Source organism: Klebsiella electrica (assembly GCF_006711645.1).
In the GTDB taxonomy this organism is placed as follows: domain Bacteria; phylum Pseudomonadota; class Gammaproteobacteria; order Enterobacterales; family Enterobacteriaceae; genus Klebsiella; species Klebsiella electrica.
The window spans coordinates 1,417,578-1,431,606 of sequence record NZ_CP041247.1 but is presented as its reverse complement, the minus strand read 5'-3'; the positions used below and the strand labels follow the sequence as shown (position 1 = coordinate 1,431,606).

Annotated in this window: 12 protein-coding genes; all 12 read right to left on the bottom strand. The window is 54.7% G+C overall.

Features of this window, described 5'->3' with window-relative positions; genetic code table 11:
• Nucleotides 1–13: 13 nt before the first annotated feature.
• On the bottom strand, nt 14–670 hold the full coding sequence (locus tag Electrica_RS28780; protein ID WP_228267396.1) for a hypothetical protein: 657 nt from the start codon (nt 668–670) through the stop codon (nt 14–16).
• Between the two features lie 8 nt (nt 671–678).
• Entirely contained in the window at nt 679–1,209 is a 531-nt protein-coding gene (locus tag Electrica_RS06910) for a hypothetical protein (RefSeq protein ID WP_227521256.1), read from the bottom strand.
• A 1-nt stretch (nt 1,210) separates the two neighbouring features.
• A complete protein-coding gene (locus tag Electrica_RS06905) occupies nt 1,211–3,847 on the bottom strand; it encodes a type VI secretion system Vgr family protein (protein WP_100682838.1) in 2,637 nt (878 codons plus the stop codon).
• Nucleotides 3,848–3,927: 80 nt separating this feature from the next.
• On the bottom strand, nt 3,928–4,155 hold the full coding sequence (locus Electrica_RS06900; RefSeq protein WP_131048835.1) for a hypothetical protein: 228 nt from the start codon (nt 4,153–4,155) through the stop codon (nt 3,928–3,930).
• Nucleotides 4,152–4,757 carry a DUF2778 domain-containing protein gene (locus Electrica_RS06895; RefSeq protein ID WP_100682840.1) on the bottom strand — a complete coding sequence of 202 codons (606 nt, stop codon included), beginning with the start codon at nt 4,755–4,757 and terminating at the stop codon, nt 4,152–4,154. The genes Electrica_RS06900 and Electrica_RS06895 overlap by 4 nt, the downstream gene beginning before the upstream one ends.
• A 1-nt stretch (nt 4,758) precedes the next feature.
• Complete coding sequence (gene tssH / locus Electrica_RS06890; RefSeq protein WP_141964042.1) at nt 4,759–7,407, bottom strand: type VI secretion system ATPase TssH; 2,649 nt, start codon at nt 7,405–7,407, stop codon at nt 4,759–4,761.
• A 169-nt stretch (nt 7,408–7,576) separates the two neighbouring features.
• Complete coding sequence (gene hcp / locus Electrica_RS06885; protein WP_131048833.1) at nt 7,577–8,068, bottom strand: type VI secretion system effector Hcp; 492 nt, start codon at nt 8,066–8,068, stop codon at nt 7,577–7,579.
• A gap of 4 nt (nt 8,069–8,072) precedes the next feature.
• A complete protein-coding gene (locus tag Electrica_RS06880; RefSeq protein ID WP_141964040.1) occupies nt 8,073–9,797 on the bottom strand; it encodes an OmpA family protein in 1,725 nt (574 codons plus the stop codon).
• 3 nt (nt 9,798–9,800) lie between these two features.
• Complete coding sequence (gene tssL, locus Electrica_RS06875; protein ID WP_141964038.1) at nt 9,801–10,454, bottom strand: type VI secretion system protein TssL, short form; 654 nt, start codon at nt 10,452–10,454, stop codon at nt 9,801–9,803.
• A complete protein-coding gene (gene tssK, locus Electrica_RS06870) occupies nt 10,451–11,788 on the bottom strand; it encodes a type VI secretion system baseplate subunit TssK (protein WP_141964036.1) in 1,338 nt (445 codons plus the stop codon). The genes tssL and tssK overlap by 4 nt, the downstream gene beginning before the upstream one ends.
• An 18-nt stretch (nt 11,789–11,806) precedes the next feature.
• Nucleotides 11,807–13,297 carry a type VI secretion system contractile sheath large subunit gene (tssC, locus tag Electrica_RS06865; RefSeq protein WP_320416071.1) on the bottom strand — a complete coding sequence of 497 codons (1,491 nt, stop codon included), beginning with the start codon at nt 13,295–13,297 and terminating at the stop codon, nt 11,807–11,809.
• 94 nt (nt 13,298–13,391) lie between these two features.
• Nucleotides 13,392–13,889 (bottom strand): type VI secretion system contractile sheath small subunit, encoded by a 498-nt coding sequence (gene tssB / locus Electrica_RS06860; RefSeq protein WP_141964034.1) that lies wholly within the window; start codon nt 13,887–13,889, stop codon nt 13,392–13,394.
• Nucleotides 13,890–14,029: the final 140 nt, after the last annotated feature.

The window sequence follows — 14,029 nt, the reverse complement described above, 5'->3', positions numbered from 1 at the left end:
CTTCTTGAATACTCTATGGCCGCTTTAGCATTAGCATTTTCAACTCCAACATTTTTGAGAATCTCTTTTTTGGTTTGTTCAGAAACATAGCGGCTAACATACCCATGATTTTGATTACCTCCAGGTATTTCCCTAAGCTATAGGCACCATCATGATGCAACAAATAAAGCCATTCCCAATATTCACTTTGATCTGATGTGTAACTCTCCATTACCTTAGACTTGTTGAGTAAAAATGAATAAATTACCGCATAACATCCTTTCTCAGCATCAAAAACTTCTTCATTACGAAGATCTAGCTGAAAACCAAGAATGTCTTCAGATTGTGTCAATGCATCTTTGATAAAACCAACTGTTCCTTGTGCTAAACCAGCTGCACTAGTAGTCCCTGCTGCCGCATCGGGGTTAAACCCGGACTCGACTTTAGTTGTTAATAAAATATATGATATCTCTTTATAACTTAATCTATAGCGGGCAGCTATGGTAATAATCATATCTATAATAGCATCCTGAACATCTTTATCAGCATCTCCTGTTGTACGGCTGTTACCTCTTAGCTTTCGGGATGTATCTATATCCGGATAGAGTGAGATTAGCGAAAATGGCTTAATCTGATCATCAAAATATGCTTTTCCCTTCTTGGCATTTAAATACTCATATAAATCAGACATACCATACCTCAGCGATTGCTAATAAAGTCTATATTCGTATTGTCATATGGTTTTTTTATCTCTCGAGATCTAAGCTCAGAAAGCTTGTTACCTGTAATAAAGTTACCTGAAAGATCAATAAATGGGGCGTCAATATAGGACAACAATGAACCCTTTACGCTCTCCTCTTCATCCAACCCTAGATGGTATCCGATCACAATGTTTTCATTATCATAGCATTTCATTGTGGAGGGGACCCAATCACCAGGCTTAACTACATCATTAAAGGAATAACCCTGTCCTTCCAGGAGGACTTTTTGGCTATTCGGGATGTATGGCAAAGAAAAGTCTTTATTATTCGTGCCGTTTTTTATTTCCAACTGGTAATTTTTGCATATATTCTCCGTTGGGCTTTTCTGATTCACCTGGCATTCAGCACTGACTTTTACCAAAGCTGAGCCACATTGCATTTGTGCTGATTTAGCATTCCATGTGCCACTTGCAAAAGAAAAAAATGGAGCCGGCAACATGCATAACAATAATTTAAACTTTAAAGTCATATCACGCACTTTTATTTCCCTCACAATCACTGCATTGACAACCATCATCCTGGAATGACATATCTGAAAATGATGAACAATGTACTCTATCCACAATATTCTCACTATCGTACCAATAATCACTTTGAATCATTTCAAGTTCAAAAGGCTCATTCGGGTTTGATGAGTAAACTGGGACTGTTTCACCGTTCTCGTCTGTTCTACCAAATAATTTCTGCCCATTACTCGATGTCAACATATATGCCGCAGCTGCAACTGGAACACCTGCATCAGACGATGCCGTGAATTTCCCACTATATCCAGATGGAAACTGGGGCATAACACTACTCATGCTTACACTACCCATTTTCTGCGCATTGGCACATTTCCACAGAATATTACCTTCACAACCCAAAATAATGTTTTTACCTTGTAGCTGAATGAAAGACCCATCCAGATTTTTCAGCACAACATCTTTCGCCGCTGTGATTTCGACCCGCCCTTCCGTGCTGGTTACGGTCACATCCTTTTTGGCTATCGCATCAAGCGCATCATCCTGAGCCTGAATTTCTACTTTGCCCTTAGCAGCAAAGAGTTTCATCCCAGCCTTACGGGCCAGCATACTCACGGCTTCACCCGCAGCTACCGTAAAACGCTTAAGTGCACTGATGTCAGTGTTTTGTTGTGACATAATCCCGACGCTGGCGCTTCCCGAGGCCATACGCACTGCCTGCGGACTGGTGATACTCACGCCTTCTGGTGCATTCAACACCATGCCTGGCTGCACCAGATCTTTGAGGGCATCACTCAACTTCACCTGGCTCTGTATATCTGCAGGAAGTGCCTGCGCGGTTTCAGCTGCATCTGACATGCTTCGGGCAATACTCAGTGCATTCTCAAGCTGGGCTATCGCCTCCTGCATGGAAAGCATCTTGTCCCCGGCAAACGGCTGTTTATCTGCAGTGATAAACACCCCGGCACCACCCCGGATAGAAACGTGTCGGTCAGTACGAAGCTCAGCACCTTCGCCGCGAAGTTTCCTGGAAGCGTCTACATTGTGCCCTAAATTAAGTTGGGTCTTACCCCCATACTCTGTGCTGAGCTTAACGTGCTCTTCGCCGCGCTTGTCCTCCATCCGCAGCTTGCTCAGGCCAGCTGTGCGGATAACGTTACGCGTGCTGTTCAGTTCAGTGACATGGTCAACGTGACGGGAGTCGTGCAGGGCGTGGGCGATATACGGACGATCCGGATCGCCTTCATGGAACGCGATGGCGACTTCAGTGCCCTGTATCAACGGGAAGTGGAAGCCGTACTTGTCACCACCGTAAGGTTTGGCAAAACGTACCGGCATACTTTCCATGCCCTGTCGTTTATCGTCGCGATCAGCATCAAATTTCACCCGGTACATGCCTGATGCATCCTGCCAGGCGTAGATGTCGTTATCTTTGGCGCTGGTCACTCGTGCCGTCAGGGTGCCGCTGACCACCGGGCGCTTTTTAGCAGCAGGACGCCAGCAGCGGTTCTCGTAGTACGGCATGGCCGCCCATTCCACCTTCAGCGCGTTCTGACGGCTGGCGGAGTAACCGGCGCTGATGATGACAAGACCGTTTTCGGTTTCACGCGGCAGCGTCGGGGGGATAGCCGTTTCAGTGATAGTCAGCACCTGAGCCGGGCCCAGGGTATGGTCGGTACTGCTGCCAGTTACAGTGGTCTGAGTGGAAAGGTAGCGTTCATGCTCCAGGCGTGCCCAGAAGTTACCTGTTTCTGCCGTCGGCGTGATTTTGTCGCCACGTTCAAGGTGACGCGGGCGATAATGGTACACATCGCCGTAGGTATTCCCTTCCCCGTCACCGCGGGTCATATCCGCCGGAACGGACGTCAGGACGTTCTGGGCTTCGCGGTGGTTATAGTCGCTGGCAGTGACTGAACGTTCCACCACGTTATGCCAGACATGCACGTCCCACACCGAATCCGCCGCATTGTCATTCGCCCCTGACGGGCTGTTCAGCGGGAGCTTTTTACCAAACGTCCACGCGCTCTGCTTGTCCGCAAAGTGCACCACTTCGGTCTGGGTGTCGGGCTGCAGGGTGAAGAAGTAAAAAATCCCCACCTCCGCCAGCAGACGTTCTATGAAGGCGAGGTCGTTTTCCTGGTACTGGTTAATCTGCTCACGCTTTGGATAGTCGGCTTTGAGCGTGAACTCATACTCCCAGCCTTTCAGGCCATGCTCCGTGAGCACCTCTGCAACCACTTCTGGTACTGACTTGTTGACGAAAAAGCGGTGAGTGCGGAACTGATTGCCCAGCAGCGCCAGAAACGGCTCCAGCACAATGCAGTACTGCGCTTCATCTGCAGAACCTCCGGTACGCTCGAAATGCGTCACCACCCCGTGAACCACCTTGCGATCCGCCAGGGAAAGCAGATTGCCGGCCCCCATGGTCAGTGTCGCAGGCTTACTCATCATCTGGCGGGCATCAATGTTCTTGTCGGCACTGGTGAAGTTGATGGTGTAGCTGTAAAGCTCGCTCATCGCTTCTGAACCACTAAAGTCCTCCACGTCGATATCGGCCGTACAGGAAGGGATATCGAGGCGGTAGCGGTTCAGGGCTTTTCCGGTGACGGTGGTCACCATCGTGTTCAGGGTATCCGTCAGGCTCATGGCGTTGACTCCATTGTGTATTCGGTTATTCCGTCAGGGCTGGCGCGGGCCAGCATTTGGCACAGGAAGTGAGAAAGAGATTATTTTTTTTGGTGATTTTTCATCCAGAAAAGCAGCTTCATCAGGAGGAACGCCCCGGCAGCACACAACGATGTTTTAATCACGATGATATGCATCTCAAAGCTGTCCATCGCTTCTTCTCCGTCACCACTAATCGGGATATGGGCTTTCACAAAACCCGCAATCCATGCATCGGGAATGAAGTGGATCCCGCCCCAGAACAGCACAATAAACAGCAGGATTTTCATTCGACATTCTCCGCTCGCTTTTTCAGAGCCTGCTGTGTCCGGCGTTTCTCAGCCTCTTTTCTTTCTTCGGTCTCTTTATCGCACTGGTTGTAGTCCGGGGTGCCACGCACATCGATACGGGCATAGGCCTTCAGACCATTGCCGCCAGGAACCGGGAAGGTTCCTCTCTGCAGTAGCAGACGTCGCAGATGCTGAAAATCACTGAACCGGCGCAGGGTGATACAGCCCCAGGATTCACCTGAACCATCGCTGTTCAAAGGATGAAGACGAAATCCTGTACGGTTCAGGCCATTCACCATGATGCCGTCTCTTTTAGTTTTATCGCTGAAAAGGGCAAACCATTCGGAATGATGATTTCGGTAACCATGCCAGGCATCAATCGCCTCTGCCCGGACTCGGTTGTACAAGCTGCCGGCAGGCCGGTCGGTGACCCAGTATGTCCCCGGCGGGATAGCAGCATTTTCATGGTCGGCACAGTCAGGATTATTGATATAAAAATCCACGCCCGTCAGCACTTCAAACGTCCCGATGCCGTAGCATTTCAGGTACGCCGTTTTGCCATCCGCCGACAGGTTGCCGTAATCCATCATGCAAATCTGCATTTCAGCCTCCGTGTGCCTCATTAAACACCAGCCCAATCCCCTCTTCCTCACTCCACCCCAGCGTCAAAGATTGCGGCTTTTGCTTCGCCGCCATATGGGCCAGCAACTGCTGGCTCAGCACCGGCAGAATTTGCTGGTTGAGCAGACTGTCGACGTTACGCGCACCGGTGTCTGGCAGCAGGCAGGCGGCGGTCAGCGCATCGAACAGGCTCTCGTCGATATGCGTGGTCAGACCGTAATGACGGTGCAGACGCTTGCTGACCTGACCGAGTTTCATTTCGACGATAGTGCGCATCGCTGCTTCCGCCAGCGGGCGATAGATCACCGTCTGGAAACGCGCCAGCAGTGCAGGCTGGAAGTGGTCCCTCAGAATGGGTCGCATTAATTCGTGCAAATCGCCTTCGGTGGCGTCCGGCTGTTCATCAAGCAGCTGCATCAGAGGGGCGCTGCCGAGATTCGAGGTCATCAGAATCACGGTATTGCGGAAGTCGATTTCACGGCCTTCACCGTCGCGCATAAAGCCGCGATCGAAGACCTGATAGAACAAATTCATCACATCGCGGTGCGCTTTCTCTACTTCATCCAGCAGCACCACGCTGTACGGACGCTTGCGCACGGCTTCGGTGAGAATGCCGCCCTGACCATAACCGACATAGCCCGGCGGTGAGCCTTTCAGCTGCGACACCGTGTGCGGTTCCTGGTATTCCGACAGATTGATGGTAATCAGCGATTTTTTGCCGCCGTACATCACGTCTGCCAGCGCCAGCGCGGTTTCGGTTTTCCCGACACCACTCGGCCCGACCAGCAGGAACACACCCTGTGGGCCATTCTCGGACGTGAGGCCGGTTTTCGCTGCACGCAGGCGTTGCGCGATGGCTTCCAGCGCCACATCCTGCCCGACCACGCGCTTGCTGATTTCATTTTCCAGGGTCAGCAGCCCGGTCTGTTCATCTTTCAGCAGCGACGACAGCGGCACGCCGGTCCAGTCGGCAATCACGGTAGCCACAGTACGCACGTCGACATCAACAGAGAGCAGCGGGTTGCTTTGCTGCAAACCATTCAGTTCCTGTTGTAACGCATGAGTCTCACTCTGACGGGAGATATCCTGGCGGATTTCCAGCAGCCGTCCGGTAAGTTTCAGCGCCTGGCCGTACTGAGTTTCCAGTTCGTCAAGCTCAACGATAAGGGCGTTTTCTTCCTGCCCGATGGCGCTCAGGCGCTCACCGCGGCTCTGATTGCCGACGGCAATGTCTTCCAGCAGCGCCTGCTTCTCCATTTCAAGTGCGGTAATCTGCGAACGGATGCGAGTCAGCGGTTCCGGTACGGTGTCGAGACTCATGCGCACGCGGGCGCTGGCGGTATCCAGCAAATCGACGGCTTTATCCGGCAACTGGCGGCCCGTCAGATAACGGCGGGAGAGTGTGACGGCAGCACGCACTGCATCATCGGTAATGTGCACGTTGTGGTGCTCAGCATAGCGGGACTTCAGGCCGCGCAGCATCAGGCAGGCGGCGTCATCGTCCGGCTCGTCCACTTTGACCATCTGAAAGCGGCGCTCCAGCGCGGCGTCACGCTCGAAGTATTGTTTGTACTCAGACCAGGTGGTGGCGGCAATGGTACGCAGTTCGCCACGTGCCAGCGCGGGCTTCAGCAGGTTGGCGGCATCTGCGCCGCCCGCCTGGTTGCCCGCGCCAATAATAGTGTGTGCTTCATCGATAAACAGCAAAACTGGTACCGGTGACTGCTGCACGGCGTCAATCACGTTTTTCAGACGCTGCTCGAATTCGCCCTTCACGCCTGCGCCCGCTTGCAACAAGCCGAGGTCGAGAGTGCGCAGCACCACAGGCTTGAGGGATTCCGGGACGTTGCCTTCAGCGATGCGCAATGCAAGGCCTTCCACCAGCGCGGTTTTGCCCACGCCCGGCTCACCGACCAGAATCGGGTTGTTCTTACGGCGACGGGAGAGAATATCCACCATCTGGCGGATTTCGGTATCGCGGCCAAACACCGGGTCGATTTTGCCTTGCTTCGCTCTGGCGGTGACGTCGAGAGTGAATTTATCCAGCGCATTCTGTCGTGCCGGGCTCAGTTCGCCCTCTTTTACCTGCGCGCCGACAGGACGCCCGACAAACGCCACATCGCCGCCATGACTCTGCGCCAGTTCAGCTTCCTGCTGCACTTCCGGACGTTCGTCAGACTGTGCATCAAGCAATGGACGCAGGCGAGCCAGCTGACTCTGACTCAGCGTCAGCAGTGGCCACAGTCCGTCACAGCGGGCCAGTCCAGGCTTACCGACCAGCGCCATCAGCAGATGTACACTACGGATTTGCTCTTCACCATTCAGGGAGGCAATCAGCCAGGCTTCCTGCATCAGCGTCTGAATGCTGTCTGAAAGCTGCGGGCGACTGCGAACAGAGCGGGGAAGTGTATCAAGCCAGCCGAGCAACTCCTGCCACAGCGCATCCATATCCCACTCGTAGCGGCGCGCCAGTACCGTCAGGTCTCCCTCCCCCTGCTCAAGCAGTTTCAGTAGCCAGTGTTCTGGCAGAATTTCCGCATGCGCGCGGGTCTGGCAGAGCGAGGCCGCCCCTTCCATGGCGCGGGCACAGTAAGGGTTCAGACGTCGCAGCAGGATGGCTGGATTTTCCATGAGTCTCTCTCTTTGTCGGTTCCTGGACACGCTACCGCCCCTCGCTGTTTCCCGTGAAGGGGACCAAAGCGCATACGGTCGGCTGGCAGATTGTGAGTTCTTTGCTGAAAGCCCGTGCCAGCAGACGTTCGGCAAAAATTGCGGACAGGGATCCCTGCCCGCATCAGGTTTATGCAGTGGCGCGTTCATTCCAGGAATCGGAATGAATGATGTTGCCGTCTTTGTAGGTCCAGGTGATTTTTTCGTAGCGCAACTCGATCTGCTCGAGGTGGTTGTGCTTCTCGTAAGCAGGATCCTTGATGTCGTGCATCAGTGGGTTCACTTTCACCACTTTCACGTTTTCGAGTCTGGTGTTGAAGTACTCCACTTCCTGGCCCGCGTCGTTGATTTTGTACCACTTGAATTCCGCAGACTTGAGGGTCTGACCGGTGGTCACCGCCTTGTACAGATACGGGCTGGACGAATCGATTTCCTTGGTGAACAGGAACGGCGTATGGATACGGGTACCGGTCAGCTTGCCGGTGTTGTTATCGGTCGGGATGTACAGGTTATGCTTCTGCGCCACCACTTCGATGCTGCCTTCACGGTCCTGAACGTCGACAGACCCTTTGATGTCCGCGCCGCCGTCATCTTTCAGCCAAAGATAAACAGGAATTGCCATAGCATTACTCTCCATTGTGTAGTGATGCGCCATCATCCTGCGATGACGCCTGGGTTTTGCCCGGTATCTGGCAGGCACTGGCCTGCGGTACCAGACTGATTTCGACACGGCGGTTGAGCGCGCGCCCCTCCGGGGTGTCGTTGGTTGCAGCAGGACGGCTTGCGCCATAACCCTGAACCGCAAAACAGCTTTCCGGCACGTCGCCGGTGTCCCGCATCCAGTCGCGCACCGCCTCGGCACGTTTCTGAGAAAGCGGCTGGTTCAGTTGCGGGGTGCCTGTGTTATCCGTATGGCCGGCGACCACAATCAGCCAGCCCGGCTTTGCCTTGACGCCCACCAGTGAGTTGACCAGCATTCTGGTAGAGCCGGTTTTCAGCACGGACTGCCCGGAGTCGAACAGCGACATGCTGTCGAGACGGAGTGTCTTCGGCCCCTGTACGATTTTTTTGATAACCGGCGGTGGCGGCAATGGCGGAGCCCAGTCATTCACGGCCGCTTCAACAGCAGGCACCAGACGCAGCCCCTGATACAGCCCGAGGCGATAGCGCACAGGCTCACCCCGACGCTGCCAGCCATCCAGCAGTGCGCCGTCGGCGCGCAGCCGCTGCTGAGCACGGAGTTTCGGCTCAACCGGTGTCCCGGTAAGATGGTGGTACAAGGCAAGATGGTCGCCGACATTGCGGATCAAACGCTGGTTGTTCATCCATGACGCCAGCATGGCGAGTGCCAGGAAAATCCCCCCCAGCAGCCCGACATAACGCCAGAACACCATCCGGCGGCTGACGCCGCGACGGCGTGGCAACGCTGGCAGAAGGAGCTCAGGCAGCGGCAAAGGCCCCCCGTTATCAGTCGCATCGGGCGGCAGCACAGTGACAGTGGCGATGTGCTGCTGCCAGAGGTTACCGGCAACCCCCTTCACAGGTACCATGCACAACCCCTGCACGCAGGTTTTCAGGGCAGGTAATTCCCCCTGACGTACTGACAGCAAGCTGTTGACAGCGTTGTTCAGCCAGGTGAGTCCACTGTCAAGCCACAGCCCCTGGCTCAGGCGGGAAAGTCGCTCGCCCGCCGCCGTTTCCCGGATCCAGTCCATGAGTGACAGATTGCCCTGACCGGGCTGATACACCTGGATCCCTGCCCGCTGACTGACCGTGGTAAACCAGACCGGCTCCGCATCAGCACAGGCGGCTGGCGGTGACACCCAGGTCACAATCCACAGCGGCGGAAGTCGGCCAGAAGCGGTACGACTCTGCACCACCGCACGCTGCCAGACGCGCAGGCTCTGGGTAAAGTCGACGTCGGAGGTATGTCGTTCAGGCAATACCGCCAGCAACACCGAGATTTGTGACACCAGCGCCGGGCGGATCTGACTAAGATGTTGGGCGAGCAAGGGCAGATGTTCTGCGTCTTTTATCCGCAAATACCAGCCCTGACGGGTTTCACGATGCTGTGCAGACTCAGCGAACAGCGCGCTGTTATCACCACACACCAGAATGACCGCCCCCTGAAAATCTTCCGGAGGCAGACTCTCGTCCACAATCTCTCTGAGCGCCTGAGCCCACAGCTGTAATGCCCGGTGCTGACGCCAGAGCATCGCCCCGCACACCAGAACAACCAGCAGGACGAGCGCCACGCGGCTCCCGACCGACAGCGGCCAGAAACCCAGGATGAGCCACAGCGCCAGTATGCCCGTCAGGACAATTAACAGACTCCGGTAAACATCACGCATCCTTTACCCCGGTCTGACCGTCTGGCTCACCAGTTCGGTGAGGGAGGAAGAGAGAAAGAACCACAGCGCAGCCAGTACTGCCGCCCCGAGGATCCAGGAAATCCAGTACAGACGACGGCCGCTGCGCAAGCGAGACGCTCTGATAACGAGCGGCGCATCCTGGGCAAGCGTAAAAGCGGGCACCCGTTCACCCAGCGCACGTACCACGTCTTCACGGCGCTCGTCATCCTGCGCCCGGTACTGGCCGACAAATCCCAGCTGCAGGGTCCGGTACATGCAGGTCAGTACGGCCGTGTCCGGTGCGGACTCTTTCAGCAGGTTGCGGATACGCTCCCACAGTTCCTCCCCGGCGTTCAGGGTACCGAAGAAATGCGCCTGCAGCGGGTCGCGGCGCCAGGTCAGATAGCCATCGTCGGTGGTACCCCGGTTCAGGACACTCTCATCCAGCAGAGCACACAGGGCGTAAACCATGTGATCCCGGCTGATTTCGCTGTAACCTGCATCCGAGAGCAACGTACGCGCTTCCTGAACCAGACGGCAGGCCCGGCGATAGAGCACTTCTCCGTCCCGGACTACCTGTCCGCCGCGCAGCTGGCTGGCCATCAACCAGCCCGGATAAAAAATCTGTTCGATTTGACTGTGACCGGATTTATTCATGAGCGCAGCACCGCAAAGAGTTCAAGTTTCACATCCCCCAGTGAGCGCGGGGTGTAGAAGGTGCAGCTTCCCATTTCCAGCATGCTACGGGCCGCTTCCGAGCTCAGATCCAGGGAGAAGTACTGGTTCTCAAGACGCAAAGGGATCGCCGCCGGCACATGCGTCAGCGGTTTGATCACCATTCCGCTCAGGGCCACGTTCACCACATCCGAGACATCTTCAAAGCTACCCGCCTTACACAACAGCGGGAATTTCGTTTGCAGCTCGTGATTCGGCATGGAAGAGCGCACGGAGAGGTAGAAATCGGCCCCTTCACGCAGGCGCGCATCGTGAAGGGCGCCTTTCCAGATCTGTTCCTGCCGCTCAAGCTGAATGCTGACCACGCGTGATGGCAGGCTGGCTTCCAGCAGCTTATCAAGCAGCGTCAGCAACGGCGGGAACACATGTTCAGGCACATCATGCTGATAAGCAGGAATCTCCCCGGCATCGTGCTCCAGTGAAAACGTCAGCAGGCTGCCCGCCAGGCGAGCCAGTTCACGGTAGAGCAACTCAGGGTGACGCCCCGGGGTCTGCAGCAGTTCGGCCAGCACAGGCTCCGCGCTGTTGATGGCATTGAGCAACCAGAACAGGGAGACATCCGCCACAGCAAAATCCGCCATACGCTCGTTGCTTTCACGGCGCATCGCCATCAGACGCTTACGTCGTGCCTGCAGGCGCACCAGCAGGTCACCCAGTTCAGTCACAAGCAAAGGGCTTGCCGCAACCGAGAGCATCGGTGGGATAAAGGACGTATCACGACTCCACAGCCCCTGCGCATTACGTGCCAGGCGGGCCACAGGGCAGGTCAGGTAAGCGGTATTTTCCTGCGTGGACAAACGAAGGGTGATGGCATTACGCAGAATGGCCAGCTCACCGCTTTCATACCCGGCCAGCTCCTGAACCACCACGCGCTCGGCTTTCCAGCGCTTAGGACGCTCGCTGTCCTGACCGTTATCCAGATTGCCGCCACTGGCACTCAGCAGCGGCAGTGCCACAACCACGTCGACGGACTCTCTGCCAGCGGCAGAGGATAAATCACAGACCGGCGGAAGATTATCAGCCAGGCTCGTATCAACCAGAGTACCATCCTGAAAGCGCACCACCAGACGGGTGGCATTCAGGCGCGACAACGCCAGAGCGGCGTCATCAAATTCGGCACTCGCCACGCCCCAGAGATGGGAAATCCCCATCCCCGCGACCGTATCGGCAATGTGTGCATTCCAGCGGGCTTGCTGCTGGAACTGTTGCGGGGCCAGAACTGCCCCGTCCTCCCAAAGTGGGCGAAAAATTTTCATCCCTGATTTCCCCTGACCTTACGCTTTGGCCTTCGGCATACGGGAGACCAGCGACAGGTTGACGTCCATCCCTTCCACCTGGAAGTGCGGGATCGCGTACAGCTTCACGCGGAAGAAGCCCGGATTATCCTCGATGTCTTCCACCACCACTTTCGCATCGCGCAGCGGGTGTGATGCCTGCAGCTCATCGCCCGGATCGGTCATTTCGGTGACCAGGCCACGCACCCAGGTGTTCAGCTCCAGCTCCAGCAGACGGCGGTCTTTGGTGGTGCCGATATTTTCGCGCTGAATCAGCTTCAGGTAGTGGGCGATGCGCGACAGCAGGAAAATGTACGGCAAACGTGAGTTAATGCGGCTGTTGGCCGTGGCATCGGCTGTGTCATACAGGGCGGGTTTCTGGGCGGAGTTCGCAGAGAAGAAGCACGCGTAGTCGCGGTTTTTGTAGTATGACAGCGGAATGAAGCCGAGGCTGGAGAACTCAAACTCGCGGGTTTCCGGGATCATCACTTCGGACGGAATTTTCACCTGATTGCCGGTACCGAGGTCATACAGATGGATCGGCAGGTCTTTCACTGCGCCACCGGCCTGCGGGCCGCGAATTTGCACGCACCAGCCATTATTGATGAAGCTTTTCACCATATTGGCCGCAAAGGCGAAAGACGCATGAGTCCACAGGTATTTATTGTGATCCGGGCCTTTCACTTCTTCAACATAGTTGAAACTGCGTACCGGTACGGTGTCCGGACCATACGGCAGGCGACCGAGCACGCGCGGCATCACCAGGCCGATATAGCGTGAATCGTCCGTCTCGCGGAAGGATTTCCACTTGATGTACTCGGCGCGGTCGAAGTAGTTGCTGATATCTTTGATGGCCGCCACCTCTTCCATCGACTCTTTGAGGAAGAATTTCGGCCCCGCAGAGCCAATAAAAGGCATGTGCGCGGCGGCGGAGACTTTTGCAATATTACGCATCAGCGCCACGTCCTGCGCGGTGGCATCAAACTCATAAGCTGAAATCACCGCCGCAATCGGCTCACCGCCCGGGGTGTCGTATTCAGCGATGTAGGTCTGTTTGTACAGGCCGCTCTGGACAATTTCCGGAGAATCTTCGAAATCCTGCCGCAATTCTTCTTTGGACAGATCGAGGATTTCCAGCTTCACGTTCTGGCGAAAGTCAGTCTTGCTCACCAGGGACTGAAGGCCACGCCACACGGACTCCACTTTCTGGAACGCGTCATGGTGCATGACTTCATCAAGCTGACGGCTGATCTGGAAATCCAGTTCAGCGATATGGTGGTCCAGTAATGTCTTATCGAGCTTCTCGACCTTCTGACCAGACTTGTGCAGACACTGCATGAAAACCTGAACAGCGGCGGTAACACGTTCATCGGCGGAGGTTTCCGCCATTACGGTATTATCTTCAAATCCATTCAGGTCACCCATTTCAGCGACCGGAGTTAAATTAATTTTGTCGAACAGTGAGGCATATACACCGTTCTGCGGCAGCATTTTTTCAACTGTCGCTGCCCTTCCCTCATTCTGGATTTCGTTATTTACTGACATCAGCATTTTTCTCGTTAATATTCCGTTAAAGTTCCAGACATTAATCCTGGGCCGGAGCAAGCGCATTCAATTCACTGCGCAGCTCATCGGAAAGAGCAGGGTCTTTTAAAATGATTTCCAGTTCTTTCCTGAAAGTAACGTTGTCCAGCAGATTGGATTTCAAATCACGTAACAAATTACGCATAGCAAGCATCACACGCAGCTGTGGAATTTGCCGCGCTACCGCCTCAGGTTCAAAATCCTTCATATCCTGAAAGGCCAGTTTCACATTCTCTTCGGACCCATCGTTGGCGAGGGTATTTTTAACAGTGAGACAAACTTCGGGATGGAGATCCGCGAGGACGCTGTTGAAATTACTCATAGTGATATTGATTTTTTCGCGCTCTGAAAGCGTCCCTTGCGCCTTGCCATTGCTGAAGTCACCAACGCTCAGGAGCTTCAACGGCAGCTCAATTTTCTTCTTATCGCCACCCGTCACCAGATCCAGTTTTATATTTACACGTGCACGAGGTATCTCATTCTGAAATGATTCAGACATATATATTTATCTCCTGAATAAATTAGTCCCTTTTCCGGACAGAGCATTGCCATATAAAAGACAGGGTTTTTATTTTAACCAGTAATTTGCGTTAAGGTAAAGCAGGCAAAAAAAGAGTGATACATTCAGGGCCATCGTAA

Excerpts from the sequence above, each read along its gene's own strand:
- Electrica_RS28780 (WP_228267396.1), bottom strand. The coding sequence starts at position 670 with ATGTCTGATTTATATGAGTATTTAAATGCCAAGAAGGGAAAAGCATAT.
- Electrica_RS06910 (WP_227521256.1), bottom strand. The coding sequence starts at position 1,209 with ATGACTTTAAAGTTTAAATTATTGTTATGCATGTTGCCGGCTCCATTT.
- Electrica_RS06905 (WP_100682838.1), bottom strand. The coding sequence starts at position 3,847 with ATGAGCCTGACGGATACCCTGAACACGATGGTGACCACCGTCACCGGA.
- Electrica_RS06900 (WP_131048835.1), bottom strand. The coding sequence starts at position 4,155 with ATGAAAATCCTGCTGTTTATTGTGCTGTTCTGGGGCGGGATCCACTTC.
- Electrica_RS06895 (WP_100682840.1), bottom strand. The coding sequence starts at position 4,757 with ATGCAGATTTGCATGATGGATTACGGCAACCTGTCGGCGGATGGCAAA.
- tssH (WP_141964042.1), bottom strand. The coding sequence starts at position 7,407 with ATGGAAAATCCAGCCATCCTGCTGCGACGTCTGAACCCTTACTGTGCC.
- hcp (WP_131048833.1), bottom strand. The coding sequence starts at position 8,068 with ATGGCAATTCCTGTTTATCTTTGGCTGAAAGATGACGGCGGCGCGGAC.
- Electrica_RS06880 (WP_141964040.1), bottom strand. The coding sequence starts at position 9,797 with ATGCGTGATGTTTACCGGAGTCTGTTAATTGTCCTGACGGGCATACTG.
- tssL (WP_141964038.1), bottom strand. The coding sequence starts at position 10,454 with ATGAATAAATCCGGTCACAGTCAAATCGAACAGATTTTTTATCCGGGC.
- tssK (WP_141964036.1), bottom strand. The coding sequence starts at position 11,788 with ATGAAAATTTTTCGCCCACTTTGGGAGGACGGGGCAGTTCTGGCCCCG.
- tssC (WP_320416071.1), bottom strand. The coding sequence starts at position 13,297 with ATGCTGCCGCAGAACGGTGTATATGCCTCACTGTTCGACAAAATTAAT.
- tssB (WP_141964034.1), bottom strand. The coding sequence starts at position 13,889 with ATGTCTGAATCATTTCAGAATGAGATACCTCGTGCACGTGTAAATATA.